27 protein-coding genes are annotated in these 24257 nt (G+C 41.3%); 18 read left to right on the top strand and 9 right to left on the bottom strand.

Annotated features, from left to right (window positions below; translation table 11 throughout):
* Nucleotides 1–36: 36 nt before the first annotated feature.
* Together VF675_RS02415 and rubA are read right to left on the bottom strand one after the other, a co-directional pair.
* Nucleotides 37–1215, bottom strand: coding sequence for an FAD-dependent oxidoreductase (locus VF675_RS02415; protein WP_096900969.1), 1179 nt, complete (start codon nucleotides 1213–1215; stop codon nucleotides 37–39).
* A 72-nt stretch (nucleotides 1216–1287) separates the two neighbouring features.
* On the bottom strand, nucleotides 1288–1452 hold the full coding sequence (gene rubA / locus VF675_RS02410) for a rubredoxin RubA (protein WP_004972007.1): 165 nt from the start codon (nucleotides 1450–1452) through the stop codon (nucleotides 1288–1290).
* Nucleotides 1453–1936: 484 nt separating this feature from the next.
* On the opposite strand from rubA, the gene VF675_RS02405 reads away from it, so the two are divergent.
* Nucleotides 1937–2479: an adenine phosphoribosyltransferase gene (locus VF675_RS02405; RefSeq protein ID WP_004972003.1), complete on the top strand. Its 543-nt coding sequence runs from the start codon at nucleotides 1937–1939 to the stop codon at nucleotides 2477–2479.
* Between the two features lie 110 nt (nucleotides 2480–2589).
* Here VF675_RS02405 and VF675_RS02400 read toward each other — a convergent pair whose 3' ends face one another.
* Nucleotides 2590–3096 carry a YqiA/YcfP family alpha/beta fold hydrolase gene (locus VF675_RS02400; protein WP_026438299.1) on the bottom strand — a complete coding sequence of 169 codons (507 nt, stop codon included), beginning with the start codon at nucleotides 3094–3096 and terminating at the stop codon, nucleotides 2590–2592.
* Nucleotides 3097–3412: 316 nt separating this feature from the next.
* On the opposite strand from VF675_RS02400, the gene lysS reads away from it, so the two are divergent.
* Nucleotides 3413–4939, top strand: coding sequence for a lysine--tRNA ligase (lysS, locus tag VF675_RS02395; RefSeq protein ID WP_303363049.1), 1527 nt, complete (start codon nucleotides 3413–3415; stop codon nucleotides 4937–4939).
* A gap of 73 nt (nucleotides 4940–5012) precedes the next feature.
* Here the strand turns inward: lysS and VF675_RS02390 are convergent, their stop codons facing one another.
* The 3 genes from VF675_RS02390 to VF675_RS02380 all read right to left on the bottom strand — a co-directional run bounded on the left by VF675_RS02390 (nucleotide 5013) and on the right by VF675_RS02380 (nucleotide 6256).
* On the bottom strand, nucleotides 5013–5294 hold the full coding sequence (locus VF675_RS02390) for a HigA family addiction module antitoxin (protein WP_004971994.1): 282 nt from the start codon (nucleotides 5292–5294) through the stop codon (nucleotides 5013–5015).
* On the bottom strand, nucleotides 5291–5599 hold the full coding sequence (locus tag VF675_RS02385) for a type II toxin-antitoxin system RelE/ParE family toxin (protein ID WP_096900967.1): 309 nt from the start codon (nucleotides 5597–5599) through the stop codon (nucleotides 5291–5293). The genes VF675_RS02390 and VF675_RS02385 overlap by 4 nt, the downstream gene beginning before the upstream one ends.
* Nucleotides 5600–5725: 126 nt before the next feature.
* Nucleotides 5726–6256 carry a hypothetical protein gene (locus tag VF675_RS02380; protein ID WP_096900966.1) on the bottom strand — a complete coding sequence of 177 codons (531 nt, stop codon included), beginning with the start codon at nucleotides 6254–6256 and terminating at the stop codon, nucleotides 5726–5728.
* 354 nt (nucleotides 6257–6610) lie between these two features.
* Here VF675_RS02380 and cysD point away from each other — a divergent pair, with 354 nt between their 5' ends.
* Nucleotides 6611–7519: a sulfate adenylyltransferase subunit CysD gene (cysD, locus tag VF675_RS02375; RefSeq protein ID WP_353675769.1), complete on the top strand. Its 909-nt coding sequence runs from the start codon at nucleotides 6611–6613 to the stop codon at nucleotides 7517–7519.
* Between the two features lie 90 nt (nucleotides 7520–7609).
* On the top strand, nucleotides 7610–9226 hold the full coding sequence (gene cysN, locus VF675_RS02370) for a sulfate adenylyltransferase subunit CysN (RefSeq protein ID WP_440204684.1): 1617 nt from the start codon (nucleotides 7610–7612) through the stop codon (nucleotides 9224–9226).
* Nucleotides 9227–9310: 84 nt separating this feature from the next.
* Here cysN and VF675_RS02365 read toward each other — a convergent pair whose 3' ends face one another.
* The gene (locus VF675_RS02365; RefSeq protein ID WP_136144110.1) at nucleotides 9311–9778 is read right to left on the bottom strand and encodes a GNAT family N-acetyltransferase; all 468 of its coding nucleotides are present in this window, start codon (nucleotides 9776–9778) and stop codon (nucleotides 9311–9313) included.
* A 324-nt stretch (nucleotides 9779–10102) separates the two neighbouring features.
* Between VF675_RS02365 and VF675_RS02360 the strand changes: the two genes are divergently transcribed.
* The 5 genes from VF675_RS02360 (at nucleotide 10103) to VF675_RS02340 (ending at nucleotide 12860) form a co-directional block, all read left to right on the top strand.
* Entirely contained in the window at nucleotides 10103–10567 is a 465-nt protein-coding gene (locus tag VF675_RS02360; protein WP_168419327.1) for a hypothetical protein, read from the top strand.
* 118 nt (nucleotides 10568–10685) lie between these two features.
* A complete protein-coding gene (gene pnuC, locus VF675_RS02355; RefSeq protein WP_440204683.1) occupies nucleotides 10686–11264 on the top strand; it encodes a nicotinamide riboside transporter PnuC in 579 nt (192 codons plus the stop codon).
* Nucleotides 11265–11276: 12 nt separating this feature from the next.
* Nucleotides 11277–11570 carry a hypothetical protein gene (locus VF675_RS02350; RefSeq protein WP_440204682.1) on the top strand — a complete coding sequence of 98 codons (294 nt, stop codon included), beginning with the start codon at nucleotides 11277–11279 and terminating at the stop codon, nucleotides 11568–11570.
* A gap of 156 nt (nucleotides 11571–11726) precedes the next feature.
* Complete coding sequence (locus VF675_RS02345) at nucleotides 11727–12224, top strand: DUF2505 domain-containing protein (protein WP_104488713.1); 498 nt, start codon at nucleotides 11727–11729, stop codon at nucleotides 12222–12224.
* A gap of 216 nt (nucleotides 12225–12440) precedes the next feature.
* Nucleotides 12441–12860 (top strand): DsrE family protein, encoded by a 420-nt coding sequence (locus tag VF675_RS02340; protein ID WP_104505546.1) that lies wholly within the window; start codon nucleotides 12441–12443, stop codon nucleotides 12858–12860.
* 63 nt (nucleotides 12861–12923) lie between these two features.
* On the opposite strand, the gene mobR is transcribed toward VF675_RS02340, so the two are convergent.
* The gene (mobR, locus tag VF675_RS02335; RefSeq protein WP_440204681.1) at nucleotides 12924–14597 is read right to left on the bottom strand and encodes a phenol degradation transcriptional regulator MobR; all 1674 of its coding nucleotides are present in this window, start codon (nucleotides 14595–14597) and stop codon (nucleotides 12924–12926) included.
* A gap of 417 nt (nucleotides 14598–15014) precedes the next feature.
* Here mobR and VF675_RS02330 point away from each other — a divergent pair, with 417 nt between their 5' ends.
* The 9 genes from VF675_RS02330 (at nucleotide 15015) to VF675_RS02290 (ending at nucleotide 23284) form a co-directional block, all read left to right on the top strand.
* Complete coding sequence (locus VF675_RS02330; protein ID WP_004971972.1) at nucleotides 15015–15308, top strand: phenol hydroxylase subunit; 294 nt, start codon at nucleotides 15015–15017, stop codon at nucleotides 15306–15308.
* Between the two features lie 19 nt (nucleotides 15309–15327).
* Nucleotides 15328–16332 (top strand): aromatic/alkene monooxygenase hydroxylase subunit beta, encoded by a 1005-nt coding sequence (locus VF675_RS02325; protein WP_440204680.1) that lies wholly within the window; start codon nucleotides 15328–15330, stop codon nucleotides 16330–16332.
* A gap of 11 nt (nucleotides 16333–16343) precedes the next feature.
* Nucleotides 16344–16610, top strand: a complete 267-nt coding sequence (locus VF675_RS02320; protein ID WP_004971969.1) for an MmoB/DmpM family protein — start codon at nucleotides 16344–16346, stop codon at nucleotides 16608–16610.
* Nucleotides 16611–16702: 92 nt separating this feature from the next.
* On the top strand, nucleotides 16703–18229 hold the full coding sequence (locus tag VF675_RS02315; RefSeq protein WP_004971966.1) for an aromatic/alkene/methane monooxygenase hydroxylase/oxygenase subunit alpha: 1527 nt from the start codon (nucleotides 16703–16705) through the stop codon (nucleotides 18227–18229).
* Nucleotides 18230–18346: 117 nt separating this feature from the next.
* Complete coding sequence (locus VF675_RS02310; RefSeq protein ID WP_104853300.1) at nucleotides 18347–18709, top strand: phenol hydroxylase subunit P4; 363 nt, start codon at nucleotides 18347–18349, stop codon at nucleotides 18707–18709.
* Nucleotides 18710–18777: 68 nt separating this feature from the next.
* Nucleotides 18778–19839 (top strand): NADH:ubiquinone reductase (Na(+)-transporting) subunit F, encoded by a 1062-nt coding sequence (locus VF675_RS02305; RefSeq protein WP_180072231.1) that lies wholly within the window; start codon nucleotides 18778–18780, stop codon nucleotides 19837–19839.
* 200 nt (nucleotides 19840–20039) lie between these two features.
* Nucleotides 20040–20960, top strand: a complete 921-nt coding sequence (catA, locus tag VF675_RS02300; RefSeq protein WP_004971957.1) for a catechol 1,2-dioxygenase — start codon at nucleotides 20040–20042, stop codon at nucleotides 20958–20960.
* Nucleotides 20961–21115: 155 nt separating this feature from the next.
* Nucleotides 21116–21988, top strand: coding sequence for a SphA family protein (locus VF675_RS02295; protein WP_004971953.1), 873 nt, complete (start codon nucleotides 21116–21118; stop codon nucleotides 21986–21988).
* A 240-nt stretch (nucleotides 21989–22228) separates the two neighbouring features.
* Complete coding sequence (locus VF675_RS02290; protein ID WP_373424807.1) at nucleotides 22229–23284, top strand: ArsO family NAD(P)H-dependent flavin-containing monooxygenase; 1056 nt, start codon at nucleotides 22229–22231, stop codon at nucleotides 23282–23284.
* A 138-nt stretch (nucleotides 23285–23422) separates the two neighbouring features.
* Here VF675_RS02290 and VF675_RS02285 read toward each other — a convergent pair whose 3' ends face one another.
* Entirely contained in the window at nucleotides 23423–24115 is a 693-nt protein-coding gene (locus VF675_RS02285) for a pirin family protein (protein ID WP_004971950.1), read from the bottom strand.
* Nucleotides 24116–24257 lie beyond the last annotated feature (142 nt).

Genomic DNA, 24257 nt, shown 5'->3' with positions numbered 1-24257 from the left:
CAAGGGCGAAATCAATCGCCCTTTATTGTTTTTATTTTATTCCGATACAGGCAATAAGTCTGGCACTAATTTGGTCAAACTCAAGCGTTGTTTAGCTGCCGTTGCGCCCAATAGGACAAAGCCACGTAAGGTATCGGTTTGGTCATAGGCTCTGGCAATCATGCCATCGTCAAATTCTTCGGTATGCCAGTTGACATCTACCCCTAGTGGCGCAGGTAAAACGGTCAGTGGTGCAGCAGGTGTTTTCACTGCAACAGGCATGGCAGGGTAGTGTACCTGAGTAGTTTCACCATTTAAGGTTTTGGCTAAGGCACGTGCTTGCTGCATGATTGGCATCACATACGGCAATAAAATACCATTCACTTCCGCACAGTCACCTACTGCATAGATATCAGCTTGGCTGGTTTCAAGTTGCGCATTGGTTAAGACCCCACGACTGGTTTCGATGCCTGCTGTTTTAGCCAAAGCAATGTTTGGTTGTAAACCAATGGCAGACAGTACCACATCGGCAATTAAAGACTGACCACTGGTAATGGTCACTAAATAGTCGTCATTTTTAATTTTCGAAACTTTTTCAACGGTTGTACCCAATACAAAATGGATACCCGTTTCTTCTAGGTTTTGTTTAAAAGCACTGGCTACATAATCCGGCAATAAACGACCTAGTGGTTGTGGTGCAAGGTCAATCACCGTGACTTGGTGTCCTGTTTGCTGCAAGTCATTGGCAAATTCACAACCAATTAAACCTGCACCTAAAATCACCACACGTTTGTCTTGACGTTGTTCAAGCTGTTGGCGAAATGCGGTGTAATCACTTAAATTATTTACCACATGAATGTCATCACTGCCATCGCCCGCAATGGCTAAACGTACAGGATTCGCACCCACTGCCAAAACCAATTTAGAATAAGGTTGTTGGCTGCTTACACCCTCTTTTTCTAATTCAAGTACATGCGCTTCTGCATCAATTGCTTTAACCCAAGTGTGGGTTTCAATACGCATATTGAGTTGGCTTGCCATTTTAGCTGCATCGCCCAATGCAATTTGAGCAGGGGCTTTATTGCCCGCCAATGCGTTAGATAAAGTTGGTTTGGCATAATTGGCAGCATCATCTGCACAAATCATGACTAACTCTTGTTCTGCATTTAGCTTACGAAACTCGCGTGCAACAGTATAACCTGCCATGCCTGAACCAATAATAACGATAGGATGCATAAGGTGTACTCCAAATGAGGGCATAGAAATTGGCGTTAAAAAAAGACCATCGGACATGGTCTTTTCGTGGTCTTAAACTTCAATCATTTCAAAATCAGCTTTTGAAACGCCGCAGTCTGGGCAAGTCCAGTCATCAGGAATATCTTCCCATAATGTACCTGCCACAATACCATCTTGAGGCCAGCCTTCTGCTTCGTCATAAATCCATCCACAAACGATGCATTGATACTTTTTCATTCAATTCTCCATAAACCGATCTTTAAATTTCCAGATCAGCAAAAAACTTATCTACGACTAGTTGTATGATATATCTATTTGATTAAATTTTTACGCAGTTATACGGCTAAAGTAAAGTAAATAAGCGATTTTAATCTGTGCTTTTATAGAATGAATAGCTGCATGGGACATAACCGCGCAGAAAAGACCTCTTTTGATATAGATACGGCATTGTAATGAGAGAATGGCTGCAGGAAAAATCACGTTTTTATGCGTTTAAATGCCATTTAAGACCTTGGTCGTACAGTAAAAGTCTTATATTTTTGCTATTTTATTATGGAATAAATATATATTAATATTTTTAAGTATATTAAAGTTTATAAAAATCAAAACCTTGTAGTGTTTTGATGCGTGATTGATGGCAGTCTTGCCGATTCGATCACTAGCCTTATGTGAAAATAAACGGTAAAATTCAACCATTCTTTAGTCACATTTCTGATCTTCCATGAGCAATTTGTCTACTTTTTTGTGGTCGCATATTCGTACAGTTCCTCATTTTCCAAAACCAGGCGTAGATTTTTATGATTTAACGCCTTTGTTTATGAATAATTTGGATTCATTAACAGATGCTTTAATTGCCAGCATTCCTGCAGAAAAATTAGCTGAAGTTGAAAGCTTTATTGCAGTAGAAGCACGTGGTTTTGTATTGGCGAGCCTTTTGGCACAGCGTACAGGCAAAGGTTTGGTACTTGTGCGTAAAGCAGGTAAATTGCCACCACCAGTTGTGGGTGTGGGTTATAGCTTAGAATACGGTTTAGACCGTTTAGAAATGGCTGCCGATGTGCAAGCGCAAAAAGTCATTATTGTAGATGATGTATTGGCGACAGGTGGCACTTTAAAAGCAGTGAAACAATTGGCTGAAAAATGTAATCATCAAGTTTTAGGTGCAAGCATTTTCCTAGACTTACCAGATTTACACAAAAATTTAGGTTTAGATATTTGGTCCGTATTGGACAATAAATCTAAACCAGAACAAGCAGTGGCTTAATCCTTTTAAGTTATTGTAACTGCTGTAAAAAAGCCTGATCTCCATAGTTGTGATCAGGCTTTTTTAATGGGTGATGTTTAATTGATTATTTTTAATGGATAGCTTTGACTTTATTTGGCAAGATAAGCTTGTTCGATTTGCTGAATACAAGAATTAATATTTTCTGGATGCAATAAGCGATGATGCCCAGACTCAAAAGTAGAGGTCTGCATATAGTTTTCTAAAAATGCTTGCGCGGCATGCATATCCAAAATTTCATCGCCCAATTCTAAATAAGCCAATTGTGGAATATCGTGCTGCAAGTCATCATCTGAAATTGCAGGATAGTCATTGCGAAACGTGGGAGCTAAACTTGGATTTGCCACCACACACGGAATATGGTGCGACAAAGACATTTTGAGTGCCCAATAGCCGCCTAGACTATGTCCCACCAAAATTTCAGGCTTAATTTTTTGAATGATATTGTGATAAAAATCGGCAACAGTTTGATAATTTAAGTTGCGATAATCGACATTGATACAAAATTTTTGTTTTGCATCTATGGCATGGAATTTAGTCGACTCCCGCGAGGAATCTAATCCATGTAAAAACAAGACTTTTAAAGCACATGTATTCATTGCCAGATTCACAAAGTTAAACATCTTGAGTCAAACTGAGCCTAAAGATAAAGTGGATAGAAAATAAAATATTTAGACTGATACATCAGCAGGTTTAAAAACAGCAAAATACGGTCTTTTTCATCTATTTTCTGAACAATATTGTAGTGCGCTTAGCCTGAGAAAGAAGTTAGCTTTTGGTCTAAGTCTACAAAAAATCACAAAAGCAAGTGGCAATTTAAAAAATAAATTGCTCGAGTCAGAGAAGGCATACGAAATCGTGTCTAAATCTGCTATTCTATTGAACTTCTTTTTTTAGTAATTATTCGAGGCAGAGATGACGCAACATAACGCTCAATCGACTTCTGAACCCACTATTTCCGAAAACGATTTAATTGCGCAGCGTCATGCCAAGTTAAAGCAAATTCAAGAACAAGCGCAGGCGAAGGGAACTAGCCCTTGGCCAAATACGTTTAAGCGTGAAAACTACGCAGAAGATTTGCAGGCACAATTCGCAGAAGTTTCTAAAGAAGAAATTGAAGCAGGCGAAAAAGTGTATGTGTCTGTAGCAGGTCGTGTGATGTTGAACCGCGGTTCATTCATCGTAATTCAAGACATGACAGGTCGTATTCAGTTGTATGTGGCGCGTAAAGAACTTAGTGCTGAAACATTAGAGACGATCAAGAGCCTAGATTTGGGCGATATTATCGCAGTGAAAGGCTATATTGGTCGTTCAGGCAAAGGCGATTTATATGTTCATATTGAACATTTTGAATTGTTGACCAAATCTTTACGTCCATTACCAGACAAATATCATGGTTTAAGCGATACCGAAGCGAAATATCGTAAGCGTTATTTAGACTTAATCGTAAATGAAGACACCCGTAAAACCTTTGAAATTCGTGCCAAAGTGGTTTCGGGTATTCGTGCATTTTTAACTGAACAGCGTTTTATGGAAGTTGAAACGCCAATGATGCATGTGATTCCTGGCGGTGCATCGGCACGTCCATTTGAAACGCATCATAATGCTTTAGATATGCCGTTATTCTTGCGTATTGCGCCTGAATTATATTTAAAGCGTTTAGTGGTTGGCGGTTTTGAACGTGTGTTTGAAATTAACCGTAACTTCCGTAATGAAGGGGTGTCTACACGTCATAACCCTGAATTTACCATGATCGAATTCTACCAAGCTTATGCCGACTATAAAGATTTGATGGCATTGACTGAGCAAATGCTAGAAAAACTGGCTTTGGATATTTTGGGTACTACCGATGTGCCGTATGGCGATGAAGTGTATAGCTTCAAAGGCCCATTCAAGAAAATTTCTATGTTTGATGCCATTCTTGAGCATAATCCACAATTCACGCCAGAAAATGTTAATGACCGTGATTTCTTGGCTAAATTTGTGCAGGAAGAATTGAAAGAACAGGTGAAGCCTGGTTTTGGTTTGGGCAAATTACAAACGATTGTGTTTGAAGAAACCGTAGAAACTCAATTACGTCAGCCGACTTTCATTACAGAATATCCTGCAGAAACGTCGCCTTTGGCACGTCGTAATGACGATAACCCACACATTACTGACCGTTTTGAGTTCTTTATTGGTGGTCGTGAATTGGCGAATGGTTTCTCAGAATTAAATGACCCGATTGACCAAGCTGAGCGTTTCCAAGCACAGGTTGCAGAAAAAGACGCAGGCGATGATGAAGCGATGCATTACGATGCAGACTTTGTTGAAGCTTTGGAATACGGCTTACCACCAACTGCAGGTGAGGGCATCGGGATTGACCGTTTGGTAATGTTGTTTGCCAACGCTGCGAGTATCCGTGATGTGATTTTATTCCCACACATGCGTCATAAAAACTAAGTTTTAGCGCATCGTTGACGACATAAAAAACAACCTGCAGAAATGCAGGTTGTTTTTTTGTTGTAACTTAAAGTTAAACACTTGCCACCAATTTTTTGATCATAGGTCGCTGGCGTTGACTGGCAAGCCATAAATCATGCTGCATTTGTAAATTCAACCAAAACTCTGGTGAGGTTTCTAAGGCTTCACTCAAACGAATCGCCATATCTGCAGAAATTCCAGTATGACCATTCAAAATGCGAGATAGGTTTGCACGTGTCACTCCAAGTGCTTGAGCCACTTCAGTCACAGAAGTTTCACCAATATATTCGCGCAACATTTCGCCCGGATGAGGTGCATTAAACATCATATTCATCTTTGTACTCCTGCGCTAGAAGCTATGTGATAATCCAAATAATCTACAATGTAGACATCACCATCTTCAAATTTAAAAATTACACGCCAATTACCATTTACTGTTAGTGACCATTGATCTTGTAGATTTCCACTCAATTTATGTAAACGCCAATTGGGTGGAGTTCGCAAATCATTCACCGTAGATGCAGCATGTAGTGCTGCAAGTATTAAACGTAATTTTGTAGAATGCGCTGCTTGAATACCTGCTGTTGAACCAGTTTGGAAAAAAGCCTGAAGACCTTTATGTTTAAAACTCTTAATCAAGCCTTAGTATCCAAGTGTATTGTGTATATGTACAGTATACGATAATTTCGAGTTTAATCAATCAACCAGTTTTGGCGGGGTTTAAGTGCATCTTGCGTAATCCGCAGAAACTTAAAGTGATGATGCTTATAACAACGCCGTTTGAATCCGTACTTTCATCTCTAAAGCTTGCTGCAAAATATGCGCTTTCATCCAAGTTACTTGTGTACCCATGGGGTTGGTTTTAATAGCAGTGTTTAAGAAATCCAGTTTTTCTTGCGAAAATAATTGCGTTTCAATCGCTTGATGCAGTTCTGCCGTGGTTGCATTTAAAGGCACATCTACCAAATAAAAACCTTTAGGATAATTATAAAATGCATACATTAAGTTAAAGGCTTTTTGTTCGGCCTTTAAATTGCCCGCACCAATTTCATAGCTGCGGTCTTGATTGCTATGCGTCACGCCTATTAAAAAGGAGAGTTGTTGATCACGGCAACGCAAACCAAATTGCAGCCCAATCTGATCTGCACTGAGTTCATGTTGCACAAAAACATTCAGCATTGAAGCATCATCGTTTAAAGGCTCTTGTAGGACGAGTAGCTCAGGGCTGTGCTGATACAAAAAACCAGCCAGCTGCGCCTGTTCAAGTTTGGATTTGATCTGTTCAATCTGTGGCATGGGAGCATCTTAAAAATAAAAAAATATGTTTTTACTTTAAGCATTTTTTGTTCATGCTTGAAGCACTGAATTAGATGAATAATCTATGAAGTTATTCAAAAATGAGCAGCTTGTAAGCGCGATTTGTATGTATCAAACGTAGCGAGAATGACGTTAAATTTCAATATATGATGGAATAAACTATTGATTAAATAAAACTTATACTGCTTATTGGTTTTCTTTTATATGAGCTTTTTGCATATAAATATAATAAAACAAGCAATAGTCTGCATAACTAAGTCACTATAATGAAAATCAAATTCTATCTGTGTTATTCGTACACAAGTTTAAGTACATCTGGTGTGATCAATGTCAATAAATCAGGAAAGACTTACTCATCTTAAACAGCTTGAAGCTGAGAGTATTCATATTATCCGTGAAGTTGCAGCCGAGTTTGAAAATCCAGTCATGTTGTATTCGATTGGTAAAGATTCAGCGGTAATGTTGCATTTGGCTTTAAAAGCATTCTATCCAGCGAAACTGCCATTTCCACTGTTACATGTGGATACAGGCTGGAAATTCAAAGACATGATCACTTTCCGTGACAACATGGCAAAACAGCACGGTTTTGACTTGATTGTTCATCAAAATAAAGAAGGGGTAGATGCCAACATTAACCCATTCGATCATGGCAGTTCTAAATATACCGACATCATGAAAACCCAAGGCTTAAAACAAGCTTTAGATAAATACGGTTTTGATGCGGCATTTGGTGGCGCGCGTCGTGATGAGGAAAAATCACGTGCCAAAGAACGTGTTTATTCTTTCCGTGATGCAAAACATCGTTGGGACCCGAAAAATCAGCGTCCTGAATTGTGGAATTTGTATAATGGCAAGGTCAATAAAGGCGAAAGTATTCGTGTGTTCCCATTGTCTAACTGGACTGAATTAGACATCTGGCAATATATTTACCTAGAAAGCATTCCTTTGGTGCCATTGTACTTGGCTGCAGAACGTCCTGTGGTTGAGCGTAGCGGTACTTTAATTATGGTTGATGATGAACGTATGCCTTTACTTGAAGGTGAAGTTCCACAAATGAAATCGGTACGTTTCCGTACTCTGGGCTGTTATCCACTTACGGGTGCAGTCGAATCAGCAGCAAATACCTTGCCTGAAATTATTCAGGAAATGCTATTGGCAACCAGTTCAGAACGTCAGGGTCGTATGATTGACCACGATGAAGCTGGCTCGATGGAAAAGAAAAAACAGGAAGGCTACTTCTAATTCATCTCCCTTCAAAAATCCTCCTTTCATAGCAGGAGGATTAAGCGGGATGAAAAACTGGTTTCTAAAGAATATGTGGAGCTTTGAGCAATGTCTCATAAATCGAATTTAATTAGCCAAGACATTTTGGCGTACTTAAAACAACACGAAAACAAAGATCTACTGCGCTTTTTAACTTGCGGTAATGTAGATGATGGTAAATCGACCTTAATTGGTCGTTTGTTGTACGACTCAAAATTGATTTATGAAGATCAATTACAAGCGGTAACCCGCGACTCAAAAAAAGTCGGTACCACGGGCGATGCTCCTGACTTGGCCTTACTGGTCGATGGCTTGCAAGCTGAGCGTGAGCAGGGCATTACCATTGATGTCGCTTACCGCTATTTCTCTACTGAAAAACGTAAGTTTATTATTGCCGATACCCCAGGGCATGAGCAGTACACTCGCAACATGGCGACAGGTGCATCGACCTGTGATTTGGCGATTATTCTGATTGATGCGCGTTATGGTGTGCAAACCCAAACCCGTCGTCATACCTATATTTCTAGTTTATTGGGTATTCACAACATTGTGGTTGCCATTAATAAAATGGATTTAGTGGATTACTCAGAAGCACGCTTTAATGAAATTCAGGCGGAATATGCCAATTTTGTGAATCAATTGGGTGACCGTAAACCATCGAATATTATCTTTACACCTATTTCTGCCTTAAATGGCGACAACGTGGTGAACAGATCGGAACATACGCCGTGGTATGCGGGCAACACCTTAATGGGTACCTTAGAGTCGGTAGAAATTAACCGTAACACTGCACACAATGATTTCCGTTTCCCTGTGCAATATGTGAACCGTCCTAACCTAGACTTCCGTGGTTTCTGCGGCACGATTGCTTTGGGCGATATTCATGTGGGTGACCGCATTGTGGCTTTACCATCGGGCAAAAGCTCAACCGTGAAAGAGATTGTGACCTTTGATGGTAACCTAGAACATGCCATTGCTGGACAAGCCGTTACCCTGACCTTAAATGATGAAATTGATATTTCACGTGGTAATGTTTTGGTTCGTGAAGATCAGGCACGTCCTGAAATTTCACGTGCTGTAAATGCCACAGTGGTGTGGATGGCCGATCAGCCTTTATCGATTGGTAAGTTGTATAACTTAAAAGTGGGTACGCAAACTGTGCCTGCGAAAGTCACCGCAATTCATTACCGCACCAATGTAAATACTTTGGAACAGGTGCAGGTTGAACAACTTGAACTGAATGCAATTGCTAATGTAACGATCGAATTTGATGCACCGGTCGTGTTCGACCGTTATCAAGACAGTCGTTATACAGGTTCATTTATTTTCATTGACCGTCTTAATAACGTGACCATTGGTGCGGGTATGGTTGAAGCTTGTGTAGAATGGTCTGCACACAGCGCGCCAGTCACTGCAGAAGATCGTGCTGCACGTTTAGGTCAGAAGCCTGCTGCAGTCAGCGTTTCAAGTCAAATTTTAGCGCAGGCTCAGGCCATTGAAAGTTTGTTGATTCAGCAGGGTATTGTTGCAATTGCCAAAGCAGGGTTAGATGCTACGCAAGTTGCGTTACTGCGTGAAACAGGCATTGTGGTGATTAGTGATGTAGAAAGCGGTGCCGATGCGCAGTTAAGTGCAGACACCATTGAAGAATTGGCAGAAAAAATTATTGCGCTAGTTCGTTTATAAAATCGTAGCTGCAATACAGATGAACCCGCTTTCAAATGAAAGCGGTTTTTTTTATGGGGGTATCGAACTGAAAGATTGTTGTACTCAGGATTGCTCTGATCGTTCTGTATTAAGATGTTTGAGCATGGGGGTGAAATGCCCATAACTAATTTTTTGTGGTTGAATTTCAAAATCGTATTTTTGATAAAACATCAGCGCAGTCTGTGTGCTAAACACACTGATTTGCGATACATTTTTAGCCCGTAAATGAGCAATAGCTTCAAATAACAAGGCCTGACCAATACCACGCTGTTGTACTTCAGGTGCAATCGCATGTTGTAAAATTTGCCCGCGATCACTCATCATAATAAAACCAACCACCACATGCTGTAAGACATAGACCCAGCAATTGTTGTAGTGCAACAGCATTAAAATATTTTCATAGTTTTTCGTTTCAAGCCATGCCTGAATTTTGGCTTCATTACGTTGATGATCTTGAATACAAGACCGAATACTGGCGTGTAATACCGCAACCAAATCGGAGACATCTTGAATTTGTGCAGCTCTAATCATCTAAGCTTATAGTTATAGATAAAAACAAGGCTCTATTGGAAGGGAAAACACCTGTAAGAAATAGCAGAAATTTGTTGTGTTTTACTTCATTATGATGATGCTCAAGTCGTATTTTTGAGTAAAAGCGTAGTATTGTGTAATTCAAGCATGTCTAATTGAATTTAAGTATAAGAAGCTTATTTGTGTATCTATTGATGATCTTTAGCAGTATAGGTTTAGGTTTAATCCGTTGCTAAGGATGTGTTCGCACAGTACACAGAATAGACGCTAAGCGCTGAAATCGTTATACTTTATTCAAGCGCCCGAATAAGAGCGAAGACCAAGATGGCAAAACTATTGTTGTGGATTTTGTTCTTCATTGCAGTCTATGCAGTGTGGAAAGTCTGGTTCAAAATAAAAATTAATCGTAGCTTTCAGCAAAGCTGTCAAGATATGGCCAATATCGTACAAGACCCGATTACCCACAAAGCACCTCGTGCTGTAGAAGAAGTGGTTGAAGAAGTCGCCGAATACGAACAGCAATTATTTGACGATGTCGCAGCGTTATTTTTAAGCCTAAAAGTTTCTACTTCCGACCCTGATGATGCCACAGCCATACAGCAAGAATTACTCAATAAAATGCCTGCTAAAGCCCAAACGCAGATTCGTCAGTTAGATTTAGGTGAGTGGTCGATTTACTGGAGTTTTTATCAACAATCTTTGGAATATTATGTGGGTAAATATGGTGTTTTTATTACCCATGTAGACCGTTTTGGACAAGAACATAAATATAATCATGCAGATGTATAAAGCCAATTTTATCGGGTGTTTATTTTTATTGTTTTGACTTGTTCTTAACTCAGTCTGAGTTTGAGCAGTATTACAGAAACAAGGTATCATGCATTTTTCTTTTTCATAGGCTGCATCAATGTCGGTTTTAGAAATCATTGCTGTATTGATCAGTGTCTTAGGCGTGACGTTAACCATCAAACGGCATATTGCTTGTTGGGTGGTAAATTTTATTGCCTGTTTGTTGTATGCCTATTTATTCTTTGAATATCAATTGTATGGCGAAACGGTATTACAAACCCTATTTATGGGCATGGCTGTTTATGGTTTTTTCCAGTGGAAAACTGCACAGCAGCAAAAACAACATATCATCATTCAAAGCTTGCCACTCTCTAAAATGTGGCTGCAAATTGCACTGAGTAGCATACTGGGTTTACTGTTTGGGCTAAGTTTAAAGTGGTGGACGCAGGCTTCACTGCCTTTATTGGATGCACAACTGGCAGCTATGAGTCTATTGGCAACCTATTGGACCAGTCGTAAATACTTGGCTACATGGGTGTTATGGATTGTGGTCGATCTGGTGTATATCGGCATGTTTATTTACAAAGAGTTGCTGTTAACGGCTGTGTTATATGCAGGTTTTGTGGGTCTTGCTTATTTGGGCTGGCGTGAATGGCATAAAATCCGACAACAACATGCGGCACATTCTGCGGTGTGATGGCGTGTAGCGATGAGCAATTTAATTGATTTTAAACAGGCGCAGCTTAAACAATTTGATTTATTGGCATTGGATATTTTAGCGTATCCTGAGCGTTATTTACAGTTTGATTCGATTGCAGATTTTTATCAAGCCCAATGGTTGGATGATTTTCCTCAAGGCACCACTTGGTATGCCACAGGATTGGATGATGGGGCAGAGCATTTTTATGCCAAAATCGAATTTTGTGGGCATTATCTTACTTTATATAGTCATGATATTTATGCTGCTGAATTTGGCATCCTACACACAGATTTGAACAATTAGAGTCAATGACAGCAGGTGGAAAAAATACTTTAATAGCCTGAAAATAAAGTTGTATTTAGGATATAAAACAACTTATACCCGTTGAGCATCAGCCAAATTATATTGCACGATGATGCTAGACCTACTCCATCAATAAACAAAATAAAAGGAACTCAAATGGCTCATCAATTTACTGTTAATGCCACTATTCATGGCGTTTCAATTGACGAATTTAAGCGTTTAGTGGCAGATATTGCGTTACATGAAGCGGTGTGTAAACGTATTCCAGGTGAAAATTTAGAAATTTTAGAATCAAAAAAGAATGGTGATATTTACACCCTGCGTCGTGCTTATAACTTGGATGTGAATATTCCAGATATGGCAAAAAAACTATTAAAAGATGCATTTCGTTTAAAACGTAATGATGTGACCAACTTATCAGCACTTACTTCTACAGTTGAGTTGGGCGCTAACTTACCTTTGGAAGCCAAAGGCGAGCGTACCGTTACAGGTAATCAAGAAAAAATTGAAATTCAGTTGGACTGGACCATTAAAGTTAAAGTTCCATTGATTGGTGGTATGTTAGAAAAACATGCAGAAGGTGAAATCCGTCGTTTCAGTGAGCTAGAAATTAGCATTGTAGAAGATGAGCTTAAGAAAAATTTAGCCGCTTAAACTGTTTATTTAAAACACGAATGCTTAATTTGTATTTAGCGCTGCCTATTGGGTGGCGCTTTGTTTTTTTGTAGCTGGGATGGCTGCACTTGGTCATTTGCAGCACTGGTTTTTAAGTCAATTGTAGATGCGAAGCATAATATATTAATTATTTAAATATATTATATTTATTATGCTACTATTTTAATCACATCTAAATTGACTCTGAGATCAACCATGAAATTGATTAAGCTGTTGTGTCTGTCTTTATTCCTGAGCTTTGCAAGTCTATCGCCTGCTATGGCAGAGAATAACAAAGATCCGCTATTTGTATTGCTCACCAGTAATGATGCACACCGTACCAAAATGGCAATTGGCATGAGCAATAACCAGTTTGGCAAAGGTCATCCACTGACCATTTACTTGGTTGATCAGGGTGTGATGTTGGCATCTAACCGTTTTGAACATAAATATGCTGAGCATCAAAAAATGCTAAAAAGCATTATGGCCAAAGGTGGTGAGGTCTATATTTGCAAAATGTGTATGGATCAGTATGGTGTTGCCGAGGGTGATTTAATCAAAGGTTTAAAATATTCAAATCCAGATGTGATGGGTGAAGCGATTTTCCGCCCAGGCACACAGACCCTGAGTTGGTAATATTGCTGCTTTAAAGTGCAAAAGCCTTGTTGAAAAACAAGGCTTTTTTTATTGAAGGAAGTTTTAACGCATGGCGTATTTTTTTAAACGATAATCCAGTGCGGCACGTGAAATTCCCAATAAGCGGGCAGCTTCAGATACATTCTGTTTGGCTTTTTGCATGGCGGTCATAATCAATTGTTGCTCATGCTGTTCTAAGTCAAAACCTTCGGTGACCAATCTGTCTAAATCTGTGCTGTCTTGCACATCTTCAGCATCGTGTTCATGCTTTTGTGGGAATAACGCATTCAGTTTAATCATTTGTTGCGCTTCGGTGAGCAGTACTGCACGCTCCAACAAGTTTTCCAGTTCACGAATGTTGCCTGGCCAAGCATAACTTTGCATAAAGGCGGTGGCTTTTTCACTTACTCCCTGAATTTGTTTGTCGTACATTTTTTCAAAGCGTTTTAAAAAGTGCTCAACTAAAAGGGGGATATCTTCACGGCGTTCTCTGAGCGGTGGAATCTGCACGGGAAAAATATTCAGGCGATAATACAAATCGGCACGGAAACGTCCTGCTTTAACTGCCTGTTCTAAATCTTCATTAGTGGCGGTAATCACACGGACATCTAAATGCCGTGTTTGTGAATCCCCAACACGTTCCACTTCACCTTCTTGTAGCACACGCAGTAAAGCCGCTTGAGCGCGTGGTGAAAGCTCAATCACTTCATCTAAAAAAATAGTGCCGCCATGGGCGCGTTCGAATTTACCTAAGCGTGATTGATGTGCACCTGTAAAGGCACCTTTTTCAACACCAAACAGTTCAGATTCAATCAGTTCAGGCGGAATTGCCGCACAGTTGACCGCAACAAAAGCATGTTCTTTACGTTGACTGAGTTCATGCACACCACGGGCAAAGGCTTCTTTACCTACACCAGTTTCACCTTGTAGTAAAATCGAAACTTTGGCACCAGCGGCTTTTTTCAGCAGGTCACAGACCCGTTGATAGGCAGCTGATTGCCCCACCGAGCTGAACATGCTGTAGTCATTTTTACTGGTGGCATAAATCGACTTTTTCAGTTCATACAATTCAGCTTGCAGTGCAATGAGTTCCTGTTCCATCGGTTCAGGCGACATGAACTGAATCAGCTCATCGGCATTTTCCCATTCACTGAGTTGTTTACCAATAATACGGCAATGCTCACGCCCGCAGGCTTTACATTCCACTTCCTGATAAATAATGGTCATGCCTGTGGCAAAACTGCTGTAACCGCAAGCATAGCCCAGCAGCATCCAGCAGGAAGGTTCGTGACTCAGTCCAAATTGCTCAACATGCACATCGGCTTCAAAAGAGTTATGCCAGTTTAAGTCTGCATAAAACTGTTTTTTCTTTTGATTTAAAATCAATTGATTGGCAGAAACTTGCACCATGCCACGAATACCGTGCATTTGCGGCCCTGCCATAAAAGCCTGTTCTTCATTTAAACCTGGGCGCATTTTAGTAGTGACTTCTGCATCTTTCAGACCTGCCTGATAGCCCAAACGAATAAAAAAGCGTTTGGTGCGTTCCATTCCAATCATATTGGCAAGGTCTTTACGCAAATAGCCCATGATGCTGGTATGCATCAGCAACATGCGATATTCATCAAACCAGATTTGTCCACGCTCAGTGTCAAAATGTAGTTTGGAAAGCAGGTCGTGAATTTCCTGAGGATGACCTGCATATTTGCCGCTGCTGTCGTATTTTACTCGTACCATGCGCCGTGTTTAATCCATTAAATTCGAGGCTGTTTAGCCATCTTATGCAAATTCGTGAAAATTCAATAATACCTAAACAGCATCATGCCAAACCTTAAAGGTATTTAGTTGTATCTATATGTTTTTGTTGTTTTTATTCCGTCTTTATCATAAGCGAATTGCATAAAGCCCAAGGGTAAATTTTTGTATCTGTACGGGCTGTATTTCATCAAATCATGAAATCTTAAATTTTTTAAACATCAAAATTCATCAAATCATGAAATCCAAATTCTTATAAAAACACTCAGATTTTTTAAGTTGCTGTTTTTCAATGTTTTTATAAAGTTGGCACGCTTGTTGTAATAGTAAAAGTAAGCAACAGATGCATGAAGCAACTGAAGCAAGTTCTGAATGAATCAGATCTTGTAGGAGAACAATATGAAGGATGCAACAGGCGCATTGCCCTTAACCAAATATATTCGGGTAACGGGCGATATTAATGCCGCATTTGTCGAGTTCGACTTTGCCATTCACGATCCCACTTTATATGTGGAGTTGGTGTTACCGCAGCAAGCATTCCGCGAGTTCTGCGCAACCAATCAAGTGGTGGAAATGAGCGAACAACAGCAAGCCGTGAATGATGCTGAAGAAGACAAATGGCGTTACGGCATTGAACACGACACTTTAGTCGGTGCACAGCGATACAACATTGATCATGAAGATCAACACTGAATGCTTAAGGAGATAAGCGATGACTTTAGAAATTAAAACAGCGGGTATTGAGCCAATTCGTCAAAACTATGCCTATATTGAGCGCCGTTTTGGCAACAAGCCAGCCACCCGTTATCAGGAAGTCAGTTTTGATATTCAGGCGGAAACCAACTTTCACTATCGTCCGCTGTGGAAACCTGAAAAAACCTTAAATGATAAAACCCATACTGCGATTGAAATGCAGGATTGGTATGCATTTAAAGACCCGCGTCAGTTTTATTACGGAACTTATGTGCAGCATCGTGCGCGTTTGCAGGACATTGCCGAAAGTAACTTTAGCTTTTTTGAAAAGCGTCAGTTGGCAGAGCATATTTCTGAAGATGTCAAAGCCAAAGTGATTGCCTTGTTTTTGCCGTTTCGTCATATCGAACAGACTGCCAATTTACACATGATGTCGGGCAGTGCTTATGGTTATGGCACGGTGCTGACCCAAGCCTGTATTTATGCTGCGATGGATCGTTTAGGGATGGCGCAGTACATCTCACGGGTTGGTTTGGCACTCGATGGCAACACGGGCGAATCTTTAATTCCAGCCAAACAAGCATGGATGCAGGATGAAGCATGGCAAGGACTGCGCAAGTTGTGTGAAACCAGTTTGATCGAGCAGGACTATTTCAAACTGTTTTTATTACAAAACTTGGTGATTGACAGCTTTATGAGCGAATTGGTTTACACCCAATTTGATCAATGGCTGGCACAGCATCAAGCACGTGACTTGGCGATGCTGATGGAATTTATGCAGGAAGCCATGGCAGATTTACGCAAATGGTCAGACAGCGTATTTAAAACCGCAGCTGCAGAATCTGCACATAACAAACAATTGTTGAGCCAGTGGTTAGCCGAATATTTACCTGCAGTGAAAGCGGCATTTGCAACGTGGGCAGCTGAGGCGTTGTCTGCAGATGCAGTCGACATTGCAGAACAAAAACTGCTGGAACGCAGTAAAAAAATTGGCATCGAACTCGAACAAATTTTGCAGGCTTAAGGAGAAGCAGCATGTCTAAGGTTTATCTCGCATTACAGGACAATGACACGTCGCGCTACATCATTGAAGCGATTGAAGAAGACAACCCAGATGCCACGATTCAATATCTGCCAGCCATGATTCGGGTAGAAAGCGAAACAGGTCTGATTGTTAAAGCAGAAACGGTATCTGAAAAACTTGGACAAGATTGGGATATTCAGTCTTTACAACTCAACATGATTACGTTGGGCGGCAACGTCGAAGAAGATGATGACAGTTTCCGTTTGCACTGGAACTAGGAATAAGGATGTGCACTGAGCCAATTTGAGTACAGTGCCGCCAGAACATATTGCTGCATAGATTGCCGCTAAAAAATTTAAGGATGATGAGCATGAATTCACAAGTTAAAACCCCAGCAAAAAAACTGAATGCCAAAGACCGTTATCGCGCACTTACTCGTGACTTGGATTGGGACTTTTCTTATGCAGACCGCAAAGAAGCTTTTCCATACGAAGAATTTGAAGGCATTAAAATTACAGACTGGTCTAAATGGGAAGATCCATTCCGTTTAACCATGGATGCTTACTGGAAGTATCAGGCAGAAAAAGAGAAAAAACTTTACGCCATTTTTGATGCTTTTGCACAAAACAACGGTCAAATGAACGTGACCAATGAGCGTTATTTGAATGCCATCAAACTGTTTTTAACTGCGGTAACTCCGCTTGAATATCAGGCATTCCAAGGTTATGCACATGTAGGGCGTCAGTTCAGTGGTGTAGGCGCACGTATCGCATCACAAATGCAGTCGATTGATGAATTACGTCACGTGCAGACGCAAATTCATGCCATGAGCCATTACAACAAATTCTTTGATGGTTTTCAGGATTGGTCGCACATGCATGACCGCGTTTGGTACTTGTCTGTACCAAAATCTTTCTTTGAAGATGCGCGTTCAGCAGGGCCGTTTGAGTTCTTGTTAGCCATTAGCTTTGCCTTTGAATATGTATTGACCAACTTGTTGTTCGTACCGTTCATGTCAGGTGCAGCACACAATGGCGATATGGCAACGGTCACCTTTGGTTTTAGTGCACAGTCCGATGAAGCACGTCACATGACTTTAGGTCTAGAAATCGTGAAATTCTTGTTAGAACAACACGAAGATAACGTGCCAATCGTACAGGAATGGATTGATAAGTGGTTCTGGCGTGGGACTCGTCTGTTATCTATAGTTGGCATGATGATGGACTACATGCTGCCAAACAAAGTGATGTCGTGGAAAGAAGCGTGGGAAACCTACTTTGAAGAAGCGGGCGGTGCGTTATTTAAAGACTTGAGCCGTTACGGTATTCGTATGCCGAAATATTCAGAAGTAATTACCAAAGAAAAAGAACACGTGTCGCATCAAGCGTGGTGGATTTTCTATAACTTCGGTCATGCAGCAGGTTTCCATACTTGGATTCCAACCGATCAGGAAATGGATTGGTTATCTGAAAAATATCCAGACACCTTTGACAAATACTACCGTCCAAAGTGGGAGTTAGCACGCAAGATGGAAGCAGAAGGCAAGCGTTTCTACAGCGCAGGCTTACCGCAATTGTGCCAAATTTGCCAAGTGCCAATGACTTTCACCGAAATGGATGGCGATCCGACCATGTTTACGTATCGTGAGTCTGTTTATAAAGGCGAGCGTTACCACACCTGTTCAGATGGTTGTCACGATATTTTTGAACGTGAACCTGAAAAATATGTGCAGGCATGGTTGCCAGTGAACCAAATTCTACAAGGCAACTGTGGTGGCTTAGATTTGGAAAACATGCTGCGCGAATATTATCGCTTCAATGTCGGTGCAGATAACTTGGATATTGAAGGTTCACCAGACCAGCAACGCTGGAAAAAATGGAAAGGTGATGCGGCTTAACGCTCATTCACTATCTAAAGTAAATATCTAAAATTTAAGTTATTTCAAGATTCAAATTTAAAAGGATTTCGGTTTGAGTCATTTGCGGCTCAAACCACCCCAATACGGAGAATGACCATGTCAGTACGCGCTATTCGCCCAGATTACGACTTTGAACCACGCGACCTACAAAAACACTATGGCGACAACATTTTGGTGTATGTGGGTTGGGATCATCACACTTTATATTGTTCTGCACACGCCATGTTGGTTTCGCCGCAGCAAACCTTTCAGGAATTTTTGGATCAGCAAATGCAGGCGGGTTTCCATCAACATCCTGACTTTGAAAACATTAAATGGGATGAAGTGCAATTTACTTTAAACAAACAGGTAATTCAGCCACGCCCTGAACAGACCTTGGCAGAAATTGGCTTCGATCAAAAATCACTACTGCGTTTTGTGACCCCAGGACTGAATGGGTACAAGGGCGCACACGTTTAAAACAGTAAGATCACAACAAAATAAAGACAGCAAAGCACAGTCAGTAAGTACAAGACAGGAGGTCGCAGATGAGCTATCAAGTCACAATTGAGCCAATTGGCACAACCATTGAGGTTGAAGAAGATCAAACCATTTTAGATGCCGCGTTACGTCAAGGCGTGTGGTTGCCATTTGCTTGTGGGCATGGCACTTGCGGCACTTGTAAAGTCCAAGTCACCGATGGTTATTATGATATCGGCGAAGCGTCACCTTTCGCGCTGATGGATTTGGAACGTGAAGAACACAAAGTGTTGGCGTGCTGCTGTAAGCCTGAATCAGACATGACCATTGAAGCCGATGTTGATGAAGACCCAGATTTCTTGGGATATTTGGTTCAGGATTATCAGGCCAAAGTCCTTGAGGTAAAGGACTTATCTCCAACCATTAAAGGTGTGCGCTTGCAGTTAGACCGCCCGATGGAGTTTCAGGCAGGGCAATACATTAACGTGCAATTCCCGGGTATTGAAGGCACTCGTGCCTTCTCAATTGCCAATGCACCAAGCGAACTAGGCATTATTGAATTGCATATTCGTCATGTTGTGGGCGGCAGTGCTACGACCTATGTGCATGAGCAGCTTGCGGCAGGCGACGCACTGGAAATTTCAGGGCCATACGGACAATTCTTTGTACGTAAATCGGATGATCAGGATGCGATTTTTATTGCAGGTGGTTCAGGTTTATCTAGCCCGCAATCTATGATTTTAGACTTACTAGAGTCGGGTGATACCCGCACCATTTACCTATTCCAAGGTGCGCGTGATGTTGCGGAATTATATAACCGAGAACTGTTTGAGCAGTTAGTCAAAGACTATCCAAACTTCCGCTACATTCCTGCATTAAATGCACCTAAAGCAGAAGACCATTGGACAGGATTTACAGGCTATGTGCATGAAGCGGTTGCCGATTATTTTGAGCAGCGTTGCGGTGGACACAAAGCCTATTTATGCGGCCCACCAGTCATGATTGATGCAGCAATTTCGACCTTAATGCAAAGCCGTTTGTTTGAACGTGATATTCACACTGAACGCTTCTTGAGTGCTGCCGATGGTGCAAGTGGTCAGTCACGTTCAGCATTGTTTAAACATATTTAACACATATTTAAAAGTGGATAGGTGCTGCAATATTGTACTGAGCCTATCGAATTGCAATAGATAAAAAGTTTCCAAGGAAGTCGGTCAGTGTTGAGGCATTTAGCTCAGCACTGACACCATCATCAACACAGTAAGGCAGTGTCAAAAGCCAAAATAGCAATGCGACAACCAGCAAAGCCAAAATAGCCAAGGAGAGTTACATGGACCGTCAACAAATTGATACTTTAGTGAAGGAAATGAACGTAGACACCGCTACACGCCCTGTCGATCAGCGTGTGCAGCAAATAGTGGTGCGTTTAGTGGCAGATTTATTTCAAGCCATTGAAGATTTAGACATTCAGCCTTCAGAAGTGTGGAAAGGTCTGGAATATATTACCGATGCAGGCAAAGCCAATGAACTTGGTTTACTTGCAGCAGGTTTGGGTTTAGAACATTATCTAGATTTACGTGCCGATGAAGCCGATGCCAAAGCAGGCGTAACAGGCGGTACACCACGTACCATTGAAGGGCCACTTTATGTTGCAGGTGCGCCTGAATCAGTCGGTTTTGCGCGTATGGATGATGGTTCAGAATCGGACCATTTAGATACGTTAATTATTGAAGGTACAGTCACTGACACCAATGGCAATATCATTGAAAATGCCAAAGTCGAAGTTTGGCATGCCAACGGTTTAGGTAACTATTCATTCTTTGATAAATCTCAGTCTGACTTTAACTTACGCCGTACTATTTTCAGTGATGCCAATGGTAAATATGTGGCGCAAACGACCATGCCAGTCGGTTATGGCTGCCCACCAGACGGCACGACTCAAGCTTTATTAAACAAACTAGGTCGTCATGGCAACCGTCCATCTCACGTGCATTACTTCATTTCTGCACCAGGTTACCGCAAACTCACTACGCAATTTAACATTGAAGGTGATCAATACCTGTGGGATGACTTCGCATTTGCGACCCGTGAAGGTCTGGTTGCAACAGCGGTAGATGTGACCGATGCTGCAGAAATTCAGCGCCGTGGTTTAGACAAACCATTTAAGCACATCACCTTTAACTTTGAATTAGTCAAAGACACTGCAAATGCACCATCGACTGAAGTTGAACGTCGTCGTGCAAGTGCTTAATCCCACACCTTAAAACACAAAGTTTTAACACGTTCGCCAATACAGCATCAGCAAGTTCTTTGTTGATGCTGCCCTTAAAAGTCGGCTGTTCGCGCATGAATGATTCAGGCGCAGCAGGCAGACTTCATCAAAATTTCTATTGAATAGGATGTTCTATGAATAACAAAATTTGGGCACTCATGCTTTTGGGTGTCATGGCGACACACGTCAATGCAACAGAAAACGGTTTAGATACATTTGGATTAGGCGCAGAAGGCATTGCAGCAGGGGCTTTACCACCAGCTGGGGTATACTTACTCAACTACTATCAGAACTATCATGCCAGTGAGTTTAAAGACGGCCCAGACAATTTCCATGCCGATGTGAATGTCTATATTCCACGTTTGGTATGGATGACCCCCCAACACATTGCAGGCGGTCAGTTGGGTTTATATGCTGCACAGCCTTTGGTCGATTTGCGTTTAAATGTGATGGGCATGTCAGACTCTAACAGTGGTTTGGGCGATTTGATTATTGGCAGCATGTTGGGTTGGCATAAAGGCAATCATCACAGTGTAGCTGCTTTAGAAGGTGTGCTCGCAACAGGCGATTATGAAGATGCCAATCCACAACGTCCTGTAGTTGCCAACTTAGGTAAGAACTACAACACCATTCGTCCTATCTTTGCGTATTCTTATTTGCAGCCGCAAGGTTGGGAGTTTTCCACCAAAATGTCTTATAGCTTCAACAGTGAAAATGACGACACAAATTATCAGTCGGGGGATTATTTCGCTGGAGATTATGCAATCGGTTATCAATTGAATGATCAAGTCAAATTGGCACTCGAAGGTTATGTATTTAAACAAACCACAGATGATGAAGTGAATGGTGTCAGTATTGGCAATAAAGGACAGGCTCTATCTTTTGGTCCCGCGATTCAATACAAACGTGATAATTGGTCTTTGGAAGCAAAGTTTTTGAAAGAAACCGAAGTGGAACATCGTCCTGAAGGACACTCTTCGACTTTGAAATTGGTTTGGGCTTTTTAAAGCCCGAACCTGATTCTGCAGTGTTGCACATCAAGCTATCTTACAAAACAAAGTCAAGTTGAAAGACTTGGCTTTTTTGCAGCATCATTTTTCAAGATGGCTTGCTTCTAATTACGTGCTTCCATAAGTTGAGTTTGGTGGACTGAATTTTTAATCTCTCACGTGTTGCACTTATGCGCTAAGATTAGGCATAGCAACAGGGTGCGTATTGCGAGCAGGAGAGCCATTTTGAATCAAATAATGGATGCCGATGTAATTATTATTGGTGGCGGACAAGCAGCATTGGCCACGGCTTACTTTTTAAAACGGCAAAAAATCAATTTTCTGATCTTGGATAATCAAACGCAGTCGGGCGGTGCGTGGCAACATGCGTGGGATTCTTTACAGCTGTTCTCTCCAAATACATGGAGTTCTTTGTCCGGCTGGTTAATGCCAAAAACCGAACAGGAATATCCGAAACGATTAGAAGTGATTGACTATTTAACAGCGTATGAAACACGCTATCAATTTCCTGTGCTGCGTCCTGTGCAGGTCGAAAAAGTCCTGAAGGAAGGCAATGATTTAATTGTGTGTTCGGCACAGCAAAGCTGGCGAGCCAAAGCCGCTGTGAGTGCTACTGGAACGTGGAGTCAGCCTTTTATTCCTGCTTATACAGGACGCGAACGCTTTTTAGGCACACAAATTCATTCGGCTCATTACCGCAATGCCAATGCTTTTCAGGGCAAAAGAGTCATGATTGTCGGCGGGGGTAACTCAGGCGCACAAATTTTGGCAGAAGTGTCTAAAGTGGCCGAAACTTTTTGGGTTACACAGCAACCGCCAAGTTTTTTAGCCGATGATGTAGATGGACGGGTTTTATTTTTACGTGCCACGGAGCGCTTAAAAGCCCAGCAGGAAGGTCGCAGTATTGAACAACCGATCGGTGGTTTGGGCGATATTGTGATGATTCCAAGTGTCAAAGAAGCACGGCAACGTGATGTATTACATGGTCTGCCGCCATTTGACTATTTAACCGAACATAGTGCAGTTTGGGCAGATGGGCGCGAACAGGAAATTGATGCCATTATTTGGTGCACAGGTTTTAAGGCAGCATTGTCGCATTTACAAAGTTTGAATGTGGTTAATGCACAAGGCACAGTCGATGTGTTAGAAAATCGAGCGTTACAACAGCAAAATTTATGGTTGGTTGGTTATGGCGATTGGACAGGCGCAGCCTCGGCAACTTTAATTGGTGTTTCCCGAACCGCACGGAATGTGGCAGAGCAAATTGCTGCGTATTTGCAGACAACAGCGTAAAGTCATTAACGTGACAAAAACTGTGTTTAAAAAATGAATCATGCAATTTCAGCCATAAAAAAGCCCTCTGTAGAAGAGGGCAAGAGGGTAACTCAAAAAATTAAAGATGCTCAATCATAATAAGGTGACAGTCAGGACTTACTGTTTTGGTAAATCAAACCAAATGAACTGGCTGTCTTCTTTTGCTTCAATCACAGCATTATCAGCAAATAACAAAGCATCGCCCGCTTTAACTGTTTGCTCGCCAATGGTGATTTCACCACGAATTACATGCACATAGTTTACCGCTTGTGTTGCTGTAACTTCTAAACGATGTCCAGTTTCTAAAACAGCTGCTTTTACTTCTGCCTGTTGACGAATGTGCATTGGGGCATTGTCATTCGGGCCGACAATTAAATGCCACTGGTTGGGTGCTGTATTTGGGTCACGTTGAATTTGCTGATACGTCGGCTCTGCATCGCGTACATTCGGCTGAATCCAAATTTGCAGCATGTGTACTTCTTCATCACCATTGTTAATTTCGCTGTGCTGAACGCCTGTACCTGCGCTCATTAACTGCCATTCACCTGCAGTAATATGGCGTTCATTGCCCATGCTGTCGCGGTGGGAAATCGTACCACTTAATACACAAGTCAAAATTTCCATGTTGTCGTGTGGGTGAGTACCAAAACCATTATGTGCGGCAATACGGTCATCGTTAATGACACGTAAGGCACTAACACCCATATATTTCGGGTTATACCAATTACCAAAAGAGAAACTATGTTTGGTGTCTAACCACCCCATTTTCACATGACCACGATCTTCACTACGGTGTAAATAAGCATTCATGATAATGCTCCTATCATTTTTTTAACTTGAACTAATCTTAATCTTTTCACCGCAGCCGACCTAGAGGCGAACTGCAACATGCCGTTCTAAAATTGCAACATGTGTAGATTTTTTGCAGAACCTAGACATTTTAGAGTTTTAT

Origin of the sequence: Acinetobacter sp. Lyrl_1 (genome assembly GCF_051948795.1) — a bacterium.
GTDB lineage: Bacteria > Pseudomonadota > Gammaproteobacteria > Pseudomonadales > Moraxellaceae > Acinetobacter > Acinetobacter towneri.
Note: the sequence above shows the minus strand (reverse complement) of the source record. Positions and strands in the feature narration are given on the sequence as shown.